Origin of the sequence: Ohessyouella blattaphilus (assembly GCF_024721265.1) — a bacterium.
Lineage (GTDB): Bacteria > Bacillota > Clostridia > Lachnospirales > Lachnospiraceae > Aequitasia > Aequitasia blattaphilus_A.
This window is the reverse complement of record NZ_JAMXOC010000019.1, coordinates 14803-33146: the sequence shown is the minus strand read 5'-3', so window position 1 is coordinate 33146 and position 18344 is coordinate 14803. Positions and strand designations below refer to the sequence as shown.

General features: G+C 36.7%; 14 protein-coding genes. 3 read left to right on the top strand and 11 right to left on the bottom strand.

Features of this window, described 5'->3' with window-relative positions:
* Window positions 1–25 precede the first annotated feature (25 nt).
* On the top strand, window positions 26–1702 hold the full coding sequence (locus NHH16_RS11630) for a lysozyme family protein (RefSeq protein ID WP_262069776.1): 1677 nt from the start codon (window positions 26–28) through the stop codon (window positions 1700–1702).
* On the opposite strand, the gene NHH16_RS11625 is transcribed toward NHH16_RS11630, so the two are convergent.
* The 11 genes from NHH16_RS11625 to NHH16_RS11575 all read right to left on the bottom strand — a co-directional run bounded on the left by NHH16_RS11625 (window position 1699) and on the right by NHH16_RS11575 (window position 16181).
* Window positions 1699–2601 carry an HNH endonuclease domain-containing protein gene (locus tag NHH16_RS11625; RefSeq protein ID WP_262069775.1) on the bottom strand — a complete coding sequence of 301 codons (903 nt, stop codon included), beginning with the start codon at window positions 2599–2601 and terminating at the stop codon, window positions 1699–1701. The two genes, NHH16_RS11630 and NHH16_RS11625, sit on opposite strands and share 4 nt — an antisense overlap.
* 118 nt (window positions 2602–2719) lie before the next feature.
* Window positions 2720–3871 (bottom strand): cysteine desulfurase family protein, encoded by a 1152-nt coding sequence (locus NHH16_RS11620; RefSeq protein WP_262069774.1) that lies wholly within the window; start codon window positions 3869–3871, stop codon window positions 2720–2722.
* 1 nt (window position 3872) lies between these two features.
* Window positions 3873–4253 (bottom strand): DNA sulfur modification protein DndE, encoded by a 381-nt coding sequence (gene dndE, locus NHH16_RS11615; protein WP_262069773.1) that lies wholly within the window; start codon window positions 4251–4253, stop codon window positions 3873–3875.
* Window positions 4250–6199 (bottom strand): DNA sulfur modification protein DndD, encoded by a 1950-nt coding sequence (dndD, locus tag NHH16_RS11610; RefSeq protein ID WP_262069772.1) that lies wholly within the window; start codon window positions 6197–6199, stop codon window positions 4250–4252. Before dndD ends, dndE begins: the two co-directional genes overlap by 4 nt.
* Window positions 6196–7764, bottom strand: a complete 1569-nt coding sequence (gene dndC, locus NHH16_RS11605; protein WP_262069771.1) for a DNA phosphorothioation system sulfurtransferase DndC — start codon at window positions 7762–7764, stop codon at window positions 6196–6198. Before dndC ends, dndD begins: the two co-directional genes overlap by 4 nt.
* Entirely contained in the window at window positions 7765–8835 is a 1071-nt protein-coding gene (dndB, locus tag NHH16_RS11600) for a DNA sulfur modification protein DndB (RefSeq protein ID WP_262069770.1), read from the bottom strand.
* A gap of 72 nt (window positions 8836–8907) precedes the next feature.
* Window positions 8908–9417 carry a hypothetical protein gene (locus NHH16_RS11595; protein WP_262069769.1) on the bottom strand — a complete coding sequence of 170 codons (510 nt, stop codon included), beginning with the start codon at window positions 9415–9417 and terminating at the stop codon, window positions 8908–8910.
* Entirely contained in the window at window positions 9408–11369 is a 1962-nt protein-coding gene (locus tag NHH16_RS11590; RefSeq protein ID WP_262069768.1) for an AAA family ATPase, read from the bottom strand. Before NHH16_RS11590 ends, NHH16_RS11595 begins: the two co-directional genes overlap by 10 nt.
* Entirely contained in the window at window positions 11359–11523 is a 165-nt protein-coding gene (locus NHH16_RS11585; RefSeq protein ID WP_262069767.1) for a hypothetical protein, read from the bottom strand. The genes NHH16_RS11590 and NHH16_RS11585 overlap by 11 nt, the downstream gene beginning before the upstream one ends.
* The gene (locus tag NHH16_RS11580) at window positions 11516–13555 is read right to left on the bottom strand and encodes a DEAD/DEAH box helicase family protein (protein ID WP_262069766.1); all 2040 of its coding nucleotides are present in this window, start codon (window positions 13553–13555) and stop codon (window positions 11516–11518) included. The genes NHH16_RS11585 and NHH16_RS11580 overlap by 8 nt, the downstream gene beginning before the upstream one ends.
* Window positions 13545–16181 carry a DNA-directed RNA polymerase subunit alpha C-terminal domain-containing protein gene (locus NHH16_RS11575; RefSeq protein WP_262069765.1) on the bottom strand — a complete coding sequence of 879 codons (2637 nt, stop codon included), beginning with the start codon at window positions 16179–16181 and terminating at the stop codon, window positions 13545–13547. Before NHH16_RS11575 ends, NHH16_RS11580 begins: the two co-directional genes overlap by 11 nt.
* Window positions 16182–16437: 256 nt before the next feature.
* On the opposite strand from NHH16_RS11575, the gene NHH16_RS11570 reads away from it, so the two are divergent.
* Both NHH16_RS11570 and NHH16_RS11565 read left to right on the top strand, forming a co-directional pair.
* A complete protein-coding gene (locus NHH16_RS11570; RefSeq protein ID WP_262069764.1) occupies window positions 16438–17181 on the top strand; it encodes a helix-turn-helix domain-containing protein in 744 nt (247 codons plus the stop codon).
* A gap of 633 nt (window positions 17182–17814) precedes the next feature.
* Window positions 17815–18291, top strand: a complete 477-nt coding sequence (locus NHH16_RS11565) for a sigma factor-like helix-turn-helix DNA-binding protein (protein WP_262069763.1) — start codon at window positions 17815–17817, stop codon at window positions 18289–18291.
* Window positions 18292–18344 lie beyond the last annotated feature (53 nt).

Sequence of the window (18344 nt, the reverse complement as noted above, 5' to 3'; positions counted from 1 at the left end):
TCCTTTTTCGAAAGGAGGTTTTCCCTTGAGTAAAATCAAGACTCGTGATGTTAAAAAAGACATTAAGTCCTTAAATAAAAGTCCCCAAACTATTAACCGGATGCAAAGTCTCTATGATAAATCTAGGCGTTACCAAAAGGAATTTGATACACCTACAGAACAATCCTCTGATGAATATGCTACTAATCACTTAAGCGAACTAGGAAATGACCTTGCCTCTCAAGGCAAACAAGGTGCTGAAACACTACTGCGACGAGCTTCTGACCACCGACAAAGAGTTAAGAGCCGGAAAGATGCCCAGACCATCGACTTCCAAGAATATAGCAAAAAGGGTGCAAAACAGAGGCACGCGAAGGATCAATTTCGCCGCTCCAAAGTAAAGCACGGGAAATTGGACAGTCGTTTTCATAATATGGGAATCGGTAGCGAGAGTAACCATAATAAGTCGCCTCTTTCCAAGGCTCAAAAACGACGTTTTAAGGTGGTTCGCAAATCCACCGTCAAAACCTCTGCTCACGCAGCCAAAACCGCCTACAAGACCAAACAAGCCACTCAACAGGCAGCCAAACAAAGTGCAAGAGCTGTAAAAGCTGCCGCTAAGACCGTTACGGAAGTTGCAAAGAAGATTGCTCAGGTGGCTTATGCCGGAGCTAAACTTGCCGTTGCCGCTATAAAGTCATTGGTGTCTCTTCTTATAGCTGGCGGTTGGGTGTCAGTAATTGTCATCCTTATTATTTGTCTCTTTGGATCCGCGCTTTATGTCTTTGGTGATTCAAGTAGCAATTCTTATACTCCGATTAGCGCCGAAGTTGAGGCTTACACACCGATAATCAGGATCTATGCGAAAAATCATGGAATACCGGATTATACCGAACTGATTAAAGCCGTGATGATGCAAGAATCCGGTGGCAAGGGAAACGACCCCATGCAAGCTTCTGAAAGTGGCTTTAATACTAAATATCCTAGGACTCCTAATGGCATTACTGATCCGGAATATTCTATCGATATCGGCATTCAGAATCTCGCCAGTTGTCTTTCTTCGGCTGGTGTTACTAACCCGGTTGACATGGATCATATCCGCCTTGCCCTTCAGGGCTACAATTTTGGCAATGGTTATATCTCATGGGCACAAAAAAACCACGGTGGCTATTCCGTGGCTAATGCTGCTGAATTCTCCGATATGATGGCAACTAAAAATGGTTGGACCGGTTATGGTGATAAGCAATACGTCGCTCATGTCCTTCGCTATTACCCTTACGGACATATCAACCAAGGCATTGGTAATACAGTTATCACACAAGTTGCCCTCTCCCAACTAGGAAATGCCGGCGGCCAACCTTTTTGGAGCTGGTATGGATTTAACGGTCGCGTAGAATGGTGTGCCTGCTTCGTCTCTTGGTGTGCCGACCAAGGCGGATATATCGAAAGTGGCATTATCCCTAAGTTCGCCGGCTGCGTTAACGGTGCGAATTGGTTTAAGGACAGAGGCCAATGGCAAGAGCGGTCCTACACGCCTTCTCCTGGAGACATTATCTTCTTCGACTGGCAAGGTGACGGCGTCACCGACCATGTCGGCATCGTTGAGAAGTGTGAAAATGGCATGGTCTACACCGTCGAGGGTAATAATAATAATTCAGTTAGGCAAGCGACATATTCTGTTGGGAGCGGAATCATATATGGATATGGAGTGCCGAAGTATTAAATCTTATTCATCTCCTTATATCCACTTCTCCTGGCATGTTGCCATATTTCACCTAATTCCCTTACTCTATATGATGTAAACTCCTCTATAAATGGGCTCTCTTTTTGCTTTCTTCGCAACTCGTTTCTTTTTATGATTTTTTTTATATATTCATGAGGTGGTAACTTATCCCGCTTCATGATATTACATCTTGGACATGCCAATACAAGGTTCCATATTTTATCATCTTTTATAAAAGACCAAGGAATAAAATGATCTACGTGAGCTGTCTTAGAAAGCTCTTTCTCACAATAAAAACAGTCTTTTTCTCCTTGAATATCTCTTAAATATTCCCTATATTTCGCTAAATTATTTCGTTTAGGTGTTGCCAGTTCCAACTTCGCTAGTAGACGTATTGTAGCTTCATCACTATTGATCTTCTCTAGAAATTTTGCCCAAGAATAATAATTTAACTTCTCTAGCTCTACCTTGTGACTGGTTATATATATATAAGCAGATGGTGAAATCGTAATACCGGTTCCCTTAATGTCAAAGCCATACACCAGCCCTTCAAAATCTTCATAAAGTGCTCCTAGTACAGTACGGCTGCACTCTTTCATAACTTGCTTTATCATTTCATCCTTTAAAGATTTTTCTAAAGAATGAAATTCTATTTGCGAAAGTTCACTAGATCCCTTGACCATATTGTTTATAATCACTTCTATTCTTGAATACTCCGACTTATTATCTCTTCTCATTTGCTTTATTGAGTACTTTGCAACTAGATTCCAATAGTTTTCTGCGAATTTAGAAAACAGCTCTAAGTAAGAAATATAAAATCCTTCTGGGATTTCTTTGCTATTAAATATATTATCTAGAATAGCTTTGATAAAACCATATTTATATGTATTCCTTTTCATACTAGACTCTGAAAACACAAAATTAAATATAGACCATAGTTTGCTTTCACTTACATTGGACTCTCTGATATTTCCATTTTTAAGCTTTCATCCTGCCATAGTTAATTCCTTATTCCCTCTAAAAGACCAATCCTTTAGCTACTTCCAATGTTTTTTTAAATTGCTTTTCTACTTTTCGAGAATCAATATTTGGCCCCCAACTTATGCGTATCGAGCTTTCAATTTCATCTATTGGCACCTTCATTGCCTTTAAAACATAACTTGGCTCATACGATTTAGTATTGCATGCAGAACCGTTAGATATACTACAATATTCCTTAGTGGCTAGCATCAGGGCCTCTGCAGAAACTCCACTAATAACAACATTAATTGTATTATGTATACATTTTTCAGGATCACCATTTATTTTGTACTCAAGTCCTGATTCTTCCAAGCAGTTCATTAATATTTTCTTTAATTCTGCACACCTTCCATTATTGCCTATGTATTCTACCGCTGCTATTTTACACGCTTCCCCTAGGCCGGCAACAAGTGCAACAGGAATTGTCCCTGGTCGAATTCCATGTTCTTGTTGTCCGCCATACATTATTCCTTTAATTGGTGGTAACGTATAGTTTTGTTTCCGCAACACTAAAGCTCCGACGCCCTGCGGTCCATTAAGCTTATGAGCACTTAACGATAACATATCGTAATCTAGTTCCTGTAGTTCTTCAACTAATTTTCCAGCACTTTGAGTTGCATCTACATGAAAAAAAACATCAGTTTCACTTAACTCTTTGCCAATTTCTTTTACTGGTTGAATAATACCTGTTTCGTTATTGACATGCATTACACTAACAAGCAACGTCTCTTTTCTTACTAAGCCAATAATCTCCTCTGCACTTACTGAACCGTCTTCTCCAGGGGCAACAAAATCAACTTCAAATCCTTCTTTCTCCATTTCTTTGATTGTTTCTAAAATTGCCTTGTGCTCTATAGTTGTTGTAATTATATGATTTCTCTTATTTTTTTTCGCATAAGCTTTCATACCTTGAATAGCAATATTATTACTTTCTGTTGCACCGCTTGTAAAAAAAATCTCTCCACTTTCAACATTAAGCAATTCCGCCACTTGACGCCTTGCGTTCTCTACTATTTTGCGCGCATTGTCTCCATAATTATGAGTTCTGCTATCTGCATTCCCATAACCATCTTTATATATTTCAATCATGAACTCCAATACTCTTTCGTCAATAGGAGCTGATGAATTTACGTCTAAATATACACTCATCCTAAGCCTCCATAACTAACCCAAGTAGGTCATCCAGACTTTTTATAAAATTTGTGCCTGTTAAGTAAGAAATCCCGCGTTCTAAATGTAGCTTAAAATATTTGCTCAAATTATCTTCGGTTGTTTCTATCTCCTTGTTGATACACCACTGTTTAATCAAAGCATCATACAATTCACTATATTCGCCTGCAAAAGTATACCACGACATTTCTACATTACTATCAGAATTAATTGGGATATCTGTTGGGACTGTATCTTCACGTAAAGAAAAACACAAAGCCCAGCGACATAGCACATTCCAATTCTTAATGCCGGTTTTTCCCTTAAGTCTTGATAACTTCTCCTTAGCTTGGCTCGATAACTTTATTTGTTTAATAATCATCTAGTATCCTCCAAAAAATACCCTTTGCGAATAGTCGTCGCTTTTGTGTCTTCATCATACTCTAGTATAAACTCGTCGCCGATATTATCCTTCATTATTGAATAATGTAGCTCATCTATTTCCGAATCTGTTGATAATATTATTGTTTGTTCGCTTGCATTCGGGAAATATATTTTGCATAGGGCCGCCCTGTGCGCAGAATCAAGTCTAGACAGAGGAGTATCAATTATCACTGGTAATTTCTTTTTTGAACATAGTGCCAATGCCCATAAGAGAGCAATTACCATTAACTGCTTCTCTCCTGCGGATAAAGACGACTTCTCCACTTCTATTCCATCACTATTCAAGTATCTTAAATCTAGGGTCACCGGATCCATACTAATTTTATCAATCAGATTTTTCTTACTTGCAAGCCTTTTATAACAATCTGTCATGGTTTTAGCTACCACATCGATTTTAGCTTTTTGTAGCTCTAGCTTATACTCTTCTAAAATTGTCTCCGCCATGTGTGAGTATTGTATAATGCGATCACTATCGTCATTAATTTCAACTTTTTTTAGGAAATGTTCTACCCTTTTATTAAAATTAGATGTTGACGAAATTACTTCTCCATTATACGTTTGCCTAATACTAGTTTTATGCGCTATTTGAACATCAATTTCTATTATCTCCTGTTCTATTTCCTTTATTCTTTTATAAATTCGCGCAATTACTTTTTCGTCAATATCAATAGCTAAATAATTATCCAGTTGTTCTATTTCCTTTTCAACTTTTCTCAACTCTATCTGCTTATTTATAATATCCCCCTGAGTCTGATTCAGCTTTGTGTCTAATAAATCCTGCAACTTTAATAGTTCCGAATCAGAAAACCCAAATGAAACAACCGGACTCTTCTCTACGGTCTGATTCCCAACAAAATTCATAAATTGTTTTACAGTGGAAGTGTCTTCGATAGATTTTTCAAAATCTGCATATAAACCTTTCATTTTATCCAGTGCTATCTTAAGCATTTTTTCTTCATGCTCTATCTCCGCATTTTGTCTTACTGACTCCAAGAGATCCTTCACTAGAATAAGTGGCAAGTCAGATGCTGCATCCTGAACAAGTCGCTCCTTGCCGGCATGTATTTTTTCCGCTAGCACCGCCTTCTTTTGAAATAGTGCTTGTCTTTGAGTGACTATATCTCCGCCTTTAGCGATATACTCTTGCTCTTTTTTTTCTAACTTTTGCTCTGCACCGATTTTTCTATCAACCAACTCATCTATTTCTATATCGAGGTCCTCTAACCTTTGGATGGCTTCATCTTTTTCCATACGAAGCTTTTCAATTTCTTCTGTTTCCGAACTGTTTATCTGATTTTTTGCTGTTCTGCCTACAATTCTTTTCAAGTCGCTTTTTAACAGGTCTAATACCGAAATACCAAGTAAAAGCTTAATCGACTCTTTCATTTGCTTACTTGTTTTTTCAACCGCTAGTTCCGCAATCTTTTCACCATCAAAAAAGAAAAAGCTTGAGAGTGCGCTGGGTAAAATATTTTCCATAAACATTGCCCAATTGTCAGTTAGAAACTGATTAAACACATTGTTTTTGAAAACTTTTATTTTTTCTGTTACTCTTTTCTTGTCTCCATGCCACTCTCTTTTTACACGATATGTCTCTTCACTATTTCCCTCTAAGACAAAATCAATTTCCACATACGTGAACAACGTGTTATCAGCGGTATTCACAAAAGACTTCAAATACTGTCCGTAGGAAGTATAGTAACTCTCGCTGTATGCAAATGAATTAGATCCGTACAATACTAATAAAACAGCTTCCAAAAATGTGGTTTTCCCTCGTCCATTCATCCCACCTATTAATACAATAGGTGCTGAGCCATCAAATTTAAAAATATTTGTATCCGCATAAATACCAAAATTATGTAATTCTAGTTTCCTTATTATCATCTATTTATTGCCTCTGCCTCTTCCGGAACATCCTCAAACTCTCCGCCTTCTTCTTGAATATGAGCAAAAAATTTCTCATTATATTTGCCGCCCATGGTTTTCTTTCTTTCCAACTGGCGAGTATAATATTCTGTTGCATCATCTTCGTTTTTATAAAAGTTATGCTTAATACACGTTTCCAGCGAATCCAAAATGCCTTTCCTTTGGTTCAAACTATTTGACTGATTTTCAATATCTATTAAACTATAAAGTAGCTCAAACGCTTGCTCCTCATTCTTGTGTTCTTTCTTAGAGCAAATTTTGCTTAACAAATTCCACTCTTCTTGTCCATACGCCTCAGAGCCTATCCATTCTGCATCTTCAAACGCCACTCCCATTACTCTTTCATATATTTTAGGCAAAGCATCGTCGAATTCATGTTTATCTCGTACCCAGATCCTTCGAATATTTCTTAACTCTGGAATAGTTATTAACTCTAAATCTCTAAATTCCTCCGGTCCATTTTCGTTTATATTCTTTTGAATTTCAAGCAATTCTTCGAGCCATTCCTCGCGTACTTTTTTCTTATACGGTCCATGATGTAAGCGGCCGTATGTCCCTTGAAGATAGCCTTGCATTTTCTTAAAGCTTCTACGGTCACGGTCGTTTTCCTCATCCCCAAATTTATTTCGGAATTCAAGCAGCGGTGTCATCCATGCTTTTTCACCGTCATTGGCAATCATTGCCTCCATCGATTTATCTTTTTCGACCATCGTACACACCCAGCAACCAAACCTACTCTTTCCACAACTGGGCAAATCTTTTTCAACCATCATAGGGCACTCATTGTCTGCAGTCGCGCCTCTATATAGAGTCAATAACTCGTTATTAGAAAATCCCCATGGATTTTTGTATTGCATGAGGAAAACCCAAACATCATTGTCCGTCCATTCCTCCAATGGCGAAAACACTAGCTCGTTTGCCATTGTCGGGTTTGGGCTTAGCAACTCTCTAACCCTCTTTTTTTCATAATTTGCCATGGTTTTTGCTCTGTTGGAACTCTCTGCTTTACGGGTTCCTAAAACAAGAATAATTTCACCATGCTCTGCAATTTTTCTTTTTACAAATGTATTCACTGGCTGAATCTTTAATCTATCTGTACACCATCTTAATTTTTTTCTAGGAAATGGGTAACCACGACCCAAAAAGTTAACCCAAAAAGTATTGTTTAGGTCTGGTGTTAATTTATGTGTTACAAATGGGAGGCCTTCCTTTTCCGCTGCCTCATCCATAATTTTCAAAGACCTTTCAACCCACTTTTCAATTACAGGTGATTCAACCATTGTATCTGTATTGATAATATGTATAGTCTTTGTACGTTGTTCCTCTGGGATTTCTCTTAGTGATAACCATACCAACTGTAATGTCGCAGTACTATCCTTGCCTCCAGAGTATCCAATAACCCAAGGAATGTCGTCTGCTAGATATAAATTTCTTACAGTAGACATTAGACCCTCAACCGTATCTCTTGTTAAAGTAGTGGTTTGCTTTGCTTTGCTTAATGTTGATTTCTTCTCATTTCCCATTTATGACCTCTTCATCGTATTTAAAAATTTTTCCTCAGCCGCCTTCTCTTCTTTACATAATGGTAACCCTATCTTTTTCTTAATATAATTGTTCGCCAAAAGAATAGCATCTGCGTTATTTAGAATACGTCCATTACTCCTTATTACTCTAAGCAACCAATCATCTGCGTTTCTTTTCCAGTCAATTTCCGTGATTTTAGGTATATAACTCTCAATCTTAAACTCCGGATTATCATATAAAAATGAACCAACTCGGCCAAGTGCATATAATATTACCGCTTGTGTCGCTATGTACTTTTCCCTTAACTCTCTTTTGCTAATTTCCTTTGCTCTAAATTCACGCCACGGGGGCATATACTCAACCACCGCTTCCCAAAAACTCAAAAGAAATCCTTTAAATCTTTGTTCACACGAATTCCTGCTTAACATTTTTTTATTTGTGTTATAAATTGTATTGAGCGTAAAAAGCGATGAAGAAAACTTACCTAGATTATCTTTTTCCTTATCTACATATTCGTTTAAAAATGGAACTCGAGAAATAACCTCTCGCGTAATAACCGCTAGCTCATCTCTTGAATCATATAACTCTGCTATCGAATTAGATGTTTTTACCGCATGCTTATTTAGGTCTGTGAACATTTGCTGGCTGCGCGACAACCCTCTGTCTTCATAAAAAACAACTGAGATTGTCTCTGTACCCAACTCCTCATTTTCTTCAAGAGCCGCTTGTATAGCCGCCTTCCTGTGCTGGCCGTCATTTATTAGAAATTTCGCATCCATATCAACTTCCAAAATACCTGTATCTTCTTGCTCTCCCGGTATATATGTAAAATTTCCATCAATTGATGCCGCTAATGCAGAAAACACATACGAATCCATATTTTCTATAATATATTTTTTTATTTGAGGAATTCGTGATTCATTAAGCCTTCTCTGAGCTCTATATTCCGGTAATACATACTCGTCTTCAGGGAATAAGCGAGTTAGCATTCTCAATGGAACCATAGCAATATAATACTCTTTTTTTGCTTGCACACCTTTTACTACCGGGAATTTTAGACTATAATTCATGGGACCTCCACATATAATTCGCACCTACTTAAGTAGTATACTTAAGTAGGTGCTTCGTGTCAATCAGATCGACTATAAATCATCTTCTGATATTTCCATTTCCTCCAACATTAATTCATCAATCTCAAAGTTATTACCCTCTATGGAGGTAACTAAAAAATTCTTTATCTTTTCCATCGTTTCTAAAGGTGTATCCCCGATCAACTCAACTAACTTTGTGACCCCATAATTTGCAAACTGAAGAAGAAAATTAACTTTGTTAAACTCTGTTTTTTCATCACCAAAGGCAAGCTCTAACCTCTCATCCTCTTTCTTATCTTCTGTTGTTGTTGATAATATTGCAGCTTGGAAGAAAAAATCCAATTTGCCGTTATCATGAGTGTTAATTACATTCCTTGGCACGCTTCTGTTTTCATCTCCATCTTCGTCGAGAGAAGGTATTCTCTTATCATACATTATGCCTATCGCTAAGCTGAGCATAAAAAGGCTATAATTTGTTCTTGTGACAAATATATCCGACAACTCAGAAATCGCCTGTTCCCAGGCTTTACCCTTTAATCTTATATCTGACGTTATGTCCACAGTTTTCCCTCCTCAACTTGTGCTATGTTTTTTTCTTCATTACTAGTGATGGTATAGATATTGCCAACATAATCTTCTTTAAGTACGTCATGTAAATCATCCTTAGAAAAAACAATAACTTGTGACGCTAGCTCCGGCAACATATCCACCACGTTTTGACGCTGATCTGCATCTAATTTCGAAAAGGGGCCATCTAACACCAGCGGAAATTCTTTTTCTTTCAAATCTTCGTTTTCTCTAATCATCTTAAGGATTCCGCCTATATACGCAAAAGAAACCACTGCGAACTGCCCTTCTGATTTCGATTCGTCATTATAACTATCTGTAACTCTTACAGTGAAGTCTGAAGAAACAGAGACTTTACGTTTACTAGTTAGCATTACATCCAACAAATTCTGAATTGTCCCCTGTAGTTTTTTGCTGTACTCCTCTGCCGCAATATTAAGCTTATTCGTAAACACCTGTGCAACTAATTCCATTATCTCTATTTTTGCAGATGCCTTTTGGCTTGCTTCATTTTTTTCTGTTAGTTCATCAAACTTTTTCATTTCCTGTTTGAGAAATAGATTTAGTTTATCCAATAGACCTTTTCTTGCTGATAAGGACTCATCTAATTCAGTTACTTTATCCGTAGCCTCCTGACGCGCAATAATTAAATCTTCGATATCACCAGATTTTTTTTCTTCCTCATCTAAATTAATAATGTCCCTATCCCTGTTATGTGCAAATTCCTGATCCGAAATAACGGCCCTTATTTTACTTTCTAATTCATCTTTATCATAGTCTGTTTTCCACCGCTCTACAGTTTTTTTAAAGTCTTGATATGTGCTCGAATATGATAATGGAGGTAGCATTTCTTGATAGCGCTTTATACGACTTCTTTCAGCCACTCCCAGCGTGTTACCACATATACATTTTTTGGTATTCATACTAGATAGATATGTGATTAGTCGCTTGTTTACCCCTTCTGGAAGCCTCTCGCTATCTACTTTTAACTTAAGCTTATTTTTTGCATCATTGACTACTTTGGAAATAATTATTTGAGGATACTTTTCAATAATGGTATTTCCAAACGCTTGCATATCTTCTTTTGTCTTTTCTATAAAAGCGTCTCTTTCCTTTACATATTTTTGTCTTTTTTCCTCATACTCCTCTTTTGATTTGGTACTTCCTATCTTTTCAGATATCTCGTTAATTGTCTGTTTTTGTTTCTTTCTTTCATTTTCTTCTTTTGCGATATCTTCTTTTGCCTTTTCTATTTTGTTTTGAGACATCTCAATATTCGTCATTTTAGATGAAATATCGCTTCCACTTGAAACAGTTGTTCCCTTACTAATATATAATTTTCCAATAACAGTAGACTTTAAGTCCGCCTTTCCTATATGCCCTAACGCGGACTCAACTATATCTAAATCAAACATTGAGTAGATTGCTTTTCTCAACTTACTAGCTGAATCTCGTCCCTTTACCCTAAGATCTGCAATCATGCTTTCTCCATCAAAAAAGAAATATTCTGCTAATCCGCTAGGTAACATTCTTTCAACTGCTTCGTTTGGCCTATCCACTCTCTTCCAGTTAAATTCATTATCCTCCTTTTGAAGTGAAAAGTCCTCGGAGATTTTATCTGTACTGTCAATTCCCTTTTTGTATGTGTGCGTACGTGTCAAAGAATAATTTGATCCATCATGTTCAAATTCAATTCTCCCCCAAACGTCAAACCTGTCCTCATAATTTTTTTCATCGTTAAGAGCTAGATTATACAGAGTATCTGTCGTAGTTTTATTAAATTTTATTTGTCCGTAAAAAACCCACTGGAATAGCTGATGAAGCGTTGTCTTTCCATCTCCATTTTTCCCGTATACTACTGTAAGCCTTCCGTCAGTTGAACATTTTATTTTCCCATAATCTTTAAAATTTCGAAAGTTCTCGTATTCAATAGTTTTAATTTTCATCGCCCATCTCCGTATCAAGTTTTTGTAATATTCTATTTACTATGTCTGTGCGTGTGCCTTTCTCATTTGCTCGCTTAGCAGCTTGCAGATCTTTCTCTTCTTTTTCGATAAACACAATCATCTCATCTACAATTTCGTCACTACTCTTACTCATCTTCTTCAACCTCCGTTTCCTCATAATCATAGACATCTACTTCATTTTCCGTTATACCATATCTCATTAATAACGACTTAAAGTCCACTTCTAACTCATCCCAGTTAAGGGACAGTCGCCCATACTCTAGAAACCTTCTAAGTTCAATAGCGGCCCATTGTGTCGACGCCTCGCTAGGTAATACAACAACGTCATATATTTTTGCATATTCTTTTCCCTCATATAGTCTTAGAATTCTACCTCTCCTTTGCACAAATTCTCTATAGTCATCATTGCTTGAAAGAATAAGTGCGCTCTTAATTGACGGAATATTAATACCTTCATCTAAACATCTAATTGCTGCCAATGCTGATATTTCTCCTTTGTTAAATGAATCTACTAAATCCATACGCTCCTGGATATTCTCCCTTGCCGTAAACTGACTTGGTTTAAACTCGTGACGAGATAAAACTTGCTTAACTGCATTTATATGTCTAATTTCTTCACCTGTTGATTCGTTAAATAATTTACCATCACCACAATATACAACAAAGTGATCTCTTTCTGATACGTCACCAATAATTTCATCAATTCTTGTTTGTTTCTCCTCAGCCATAGATATTATCCTTAGTCTATTTCTTAATGCAATAACTAATTTATCTGGATCAATACACTTACCTCCTCTAAAACAGGAGGCGATAACTCTTGACTGATAATTAAATTTGTTTTCTTCTTCGGCATTTGAATTAACATATATAGGATAATAGTAGTAAGGAACTAAATACTTCCTCTCGAGCGCATCCTCAATTGGCAAGTCGAAAACTTGCCCTCCAAAAAACTCCATCAGCTCTTTCCCTTTTTCCGCGGAGCTTCCGCTAAAGGGAGTTGCGCTTAGTCCAAGCATATATTTGTATAATGTTTTTAATTCCTCTGATCTCTTTGTAAAGCGATGCGCTTCATCAACAATTAACAGTCTTTCACCCTCATATTTTTTTATGGAATTCACAAACTTTTCCATATTGAAAGACATTATCGTCGATATAATAATTATCTGTTGTTTACTATCATATTTAGCTTTTATCACAGCGTCTGATATTTGCTTATTCCATCCTGGATTCTCTGAAGACACCAATATTATAGTTGATTCCGGGAACGCACTATCCACATCCTCTGACCATTGCTTAACCAAGTGTTTATATGGTGCACATATCACTATCATACATGGATGTTCTTTTACTAATTCTTTTGCTGAATATATTGCGGTCCATGTTTTCCCGGTACCTGTAGCCATAACATAAAATCCATGATAATTATTGGCTTTCCATGCTGCAATCGCCTGTTCTTGATAGTCTCTTAGCTTTATAGGTGAAAGTATAGCACCTCTGCGCTTTTCAATTACTTTAATTATGCTTTCTTTCGCTGTTTCCGTATACTCGAGTACTTCAACGAACTTATTATTATTTTCCCAAAGGTTATCAAACTCGGCCTCCTCTTCTTCAACAACCTCCCGAGATCCCTCTTCCCATCCTTTTGAAATCCTAATTTTCTCATAATTTGATCTATATCCACTATAACTAGAATTAGGTGATCCAAAAAAGGCGATTTTATTATCGTCTATATCTTTCATTATCCCCAGCTTGTCGTGGTAAATTCCGGTAGTGGAAACTATGGCAATTTTGATGTCCAACACTCCATCTTTAATCAACTCATATAGCATTTTTAATCTAACATCGCTTAACCCTTCTAGCTGCTCGACAAAGTCTTTGCTAAACAAATCCTCCACTAGTTGATTTCTATGCTCATATCCTAAATTAATTGCTTTGGCATCCTCTTCCGATAACTGAGGACTAGCAATCAATTTCATTGAACCATGATTTTTAGCGAGACCAATAATTCCATCTGCAATTGCCTCGAATACTCCTGATGAAAAAAAACCAACACTTCGCTTATATTCTTTTGTATATTTTAATACTGGATTAAGAAAAGCATCGACTATATTATTATCGCCCTGGCTAATATAACTATGTGCTATATTTAGATCCTTATAATTCATCAATATCTCCTAACTCTTCTGCAATGTACTCACCAATTAAGTCATCAATATTATTTAAATCATCTGCTATTACCAGCGCACCAACATTTTCAGGTGAATACTTTTCTGCTTCTGTGGTATCGAATTCACCAATACGTGAAACCATTGGAACTGCGTTGCGAAATTGCGTTGCTGATGGTCTTGTTTCCAATTTTTCCGACCACTTCTTTATGACACTATAAACAAGCCAGTCCGTCCATTTTATGTTTATCTTAGGCAATGCGCTATCAAACCTAAGTTCAGAAATCGGCATAGTACCATCCAAAGATTTTAATATATTATCTTCCAAGTCGTGAACATCTTTTTCTTCAATACCAACATCACTGATTCGCATTATCTTCTCTCTGTTTACAAGTAAATGAGTCTCATTGCAAGAATCAATAAAATCCAATATGCTCGTGAGCTGAAAGTGCTGTTCCCTTGCAAATGAACTAATTTCCGAAATCTCTAGCTCGTCCGACTCTACTACCATTTCTCGCATTAATTCGCCAGTTCTCTCTATTTTAGTATTTTTCCAAGCAATAAAAGGTCTTGAAAAATTGTAGTCCTCTTCAAAATAATATTCTAGAAGACTGTATAGCGAGAAGGCCGTCTTTATATTATTATTAGACAGAAGTGAAGGATAATCTCTGTTAATATACCCAAAAATTTCTTTACAATGACATACTGACTTTATGAGTAGATGCTGTTCAACTACGCTCTTTAGATATTGCTTATCGTTTTCTGATATTATTAAATAGCTGCTATGCCAATACTCTCCAAACAAGTTAATAATCTCTTTATCGTTAGTAGCCATATTTAATACTATTTCTGTCAATCCCGGAAAAGCAGCAAATATATCCCTCTTACTGACTGGATATTTTGAGTCCTTTATAAATTGTATTATTCCTACATAAAAAGATGTAAACTCGGTGTCTCTCGAAACATAGTCTCGCCTAAATTGCCATTTGTCTCCATACAACTCATGTAAAATACCTTGCAAGTAATATTTATTATCAATGCCCTCACGTATTAGGTCATCTTCAAAAATACTGAAAAGAACATTCATCATGTATACTGGATATTCTCCGCCTTCCACATAGTTATATATTCTTTTAGCGAGCCCCTTGGAGATATATGACTGTTCCTTTGCTCTATATGTTCCCCTATCACAAAGTATACCCACTTCCCCTAATATCGCGCTAACCGCTCTATTGCTCTGTGTTATTTCTACTCCACATTCTTCAAAAACATATTGCCTAAACTTAGTCAGTTCCATCTCGTCGTATACATGCATTCCCAGAGGATAATATTTACTTAATACCAGTGCATACATTTTTCTTAACGTTAGCCTAGACCTATGGAACATATCTCCTGTCTTTTTATAACGCGTGTCAATAACTGATAAAACCATATCTTCTGGAAAAGCAAAGAGTTCTACAGCTTCCTTTAAAAACGTCTCTAGTTTTCTTTCATTAAATGTCTCAGGCAATTCGTCAACAAAATCCTGTACACGCTCTACCAATGAGCTGTCATTAAGCACAAACATATCCAATTCTTTATCATGAATAACATCATCCACCTTATTAGCCTTTAGAAGATAGATAAACTCTTCTCCATACATATTAATACTGCTTTTTAGAAGTTCTGATGATATTGACAACTCTGATTTTGCATCGATAAACAGCTTACTTACAATTTTGTTACCTATTACCCACGGGACAAATTTCTTGCTTCCCTTTTTTTCTATTTGTCTCACACGTTCCCTTGTAACCTGCATGTCTAGGCCAACCTGCTCAAGCGTCTCTCCTCTCGCTCTTTTCCCTAAAATATATTTAAGTCTATCATTTTCAAACAACTGTGAAAAAAACTTATCTATTTCATTTTGCACATTATATTTACACCAATTGACAAAAGATAAGAGTATGTTGTTGCCTTCAATTAATTTCTTATTATTGCTTCTAATATAGTTTTGTAGTGTATCCTCATCCTCATTTAGCAATCCTATTAAGGCATCATGAGTTTCAGCTGATCTTGAAAATGCTTTTATGAGTATGTGCGCTTTAACCTGCAATCTTTCCTTTGGTAAAGACATAATATACTTATCTGCTAAATGATCCGCTTCATACTTCTTATAATGTAACTCAAGTGCTTCAATAATGTGTAATATATTCTCTTTATCGCCCTCTACTTTATCTACTAGCTCCCTATCAACTTGTTTTATTCCCTCTACTAAATAAGAAATTGTTGGTTCTAGTCTAGCCGATGATAAATCCTTAAAAGAAAAAGTTCCCTTTTTAATATTATCCCAAGCCAGAATAACTTCGTTGTTAATAACAAACTTATTATCTCCTTGGTCAAAGCCGTCTTTTGTTAGTTTCTTAAAAAGGCTGTCAAGTTCATCAAAACACCCTTGCCCAAACCCCCTTATTTCAGAAAGTTCCTTCGGGGAACATTCTAGTAGCTCAGCAAGGTTTGACACACCCTTTTCTTGTAGGCGTCTAGATAGCCGAACAGAAAAATTCAAACTCAAGAGATCGATATGTTCATACTGAGCAGGATTAACTTTATGTATTTTATAAAACGGATCTTTCATCAGAGTATCCATTTCCTAAAACCTCTTTTCCATCGTTATGTTCTAATCATAATTCATGCCCCAACCATAGTCAATGGAGCATTATCATCAGCAACATCTCTCATTGTTACTGCATATATAGCATCTTCAAGCATCGATTTTTCTTGACTAATAAAGCAATTATTTTACAAAATGTTACTTCTACTTCAAATTATACATTCTATTGACATATACGTCAAGTCATGTATAATATAGTTATAAAGATTTTAGTTTAAGCGGAGGCAAAATCATGTTTGATAAAGATCGATTATTAAAAAATATAAATATTCTAATAAAGGAACGTGGTTTGAAAATTGGAGAACTCGAGACGTCTGTAGGGGTTAGCACAGGTTATTTGTCCAGACTTCATAGAGCTGAAACAAATGTGATTCCTGGGATAGATTTTGTAAGCAATATCGCCGATGCATTAGATGTGAGTATTGACGCACTTATAAACAGTGAATTTGATAGACCAAATGACAATACAATGTATATGGCAAATTTTCTGAAGGAGTTAATTTCGGACACAAACCAGCTTGTATACGACTGGGAGCTTTCCATATCTACTGAGGCAACTGATAATGCTTATGGTACAGGAGTAACCTCCGAGCTGAAAGGGAATAAAATTCCTTCTGATTATAATTCTGAATCAACTTATTTTAACTATAGAAGTCGTTTTAACCCTGGCGCTAACCTTGTTTTCGATGGGAAGCACTATTTCACAGAAATAGATGGTATGGGCGTAATATTACTATTTGCAGCAGAAGATCCTAAAAACAGAATTGGTGGAAATGTTTTCGAATTGTATTCTTTAGATTATTACAAAAACATGCTCATTCCTATATGCTCAACGCTTGACAACGATGGAGTGGTCGACGCTTCCTTGAAAGATCTTTACGCTAGTGTGCTTGCACGCGACAAAGATCTTAAAATATCAAACGACGCCAAAGAACTTATTGAAAAGTATTTAAAGAAAAAAAGCCATGATCAATAGAAAGGGGGTGCTTCACTATGAAAGGAAAGATCAAGGGAACTATATATTGTCCTGTCTGTAATAAAGACAAAATTGTCGTTTATGAAGGAGCCTCAGGACTTAGCTCGTACAAATGTAGTAACTGTAGGCGCCTCCGGCTTGTTGATTACGACACGATGTCTGCCGAATTAGGGGAGCCTGAGAAAGGACTTTTTAGCAACAAATAGATATTGACATACTGACTGAGTAATAGGGGCATAAATAAGCCACCACGAAACCAGAGTATATTTTTATCGGAAACGTAATTGTTTTCATTAAAAATGTGCCCTGGTTTTTTTTGCGCATTTTTATGGACATTAACCGTTATAAGCTTTAAATAAATATAATTCAAAAGCCTGATTTGCAATAAGGGCTAAGGATACAAATATTGGACAACACTGAATTTTTAGTGTTAGTGCGATTAAGTACCCTTTATTCCTTATGCAATTTTGGCCCAAGGGATCGGTGTGCTTTCGCACCGGTCTCTTATTTGTTTCCTTCCACTTTGATTGGAGGATAACAAATGACTTATTGGTGGCAACCCTACATAGCTAAATATCCGTGATTCCTAGTTTTGAAACTAATTAACCTTTCAAAATTTAGGAGGAAACGAATATGAAATTTAACTATGCAATTGAGAGGAGGAAATTTGAAGCAGAGCAAACCAAGAAACGCTCAGAGTATCTCGCGGCCGGTATGACTGCTAGGCAATGCGACGAGATGTATGAGTTCGACTTGGAGTTATTTAGAAAAGAACGAACCTTCTGTCGGCACAATCAGTATTTTCCGGCCGGCAACTTTGAGGATAATGACGATGCTGAAAAGTCACCATTACTTAAGAAGTTTCAGGAGCGGCTGTCTACATCAGACAACTACGACGAGCTCTTTGATGAAGAACTACTTCAAAGTATTGATGACATCAGCCTACTTAAAGGACTTCAGGCTTTAAGCACCGAACAATTAGGGCTTTTAAAGCTTTGGGCGATTGATGGGTTTACCCACGAAGAAATTGCTCTTCGTCTCGGTATTACTCGCTCATCGGTTACTGACCGGATTACACGAATTAAAAATAAAATAAAGAAATTGTATTAGACCACGTCTTTTTGCCCTCCATCGGTGCCTACCACCTAGGAGGGCTTTTTCTT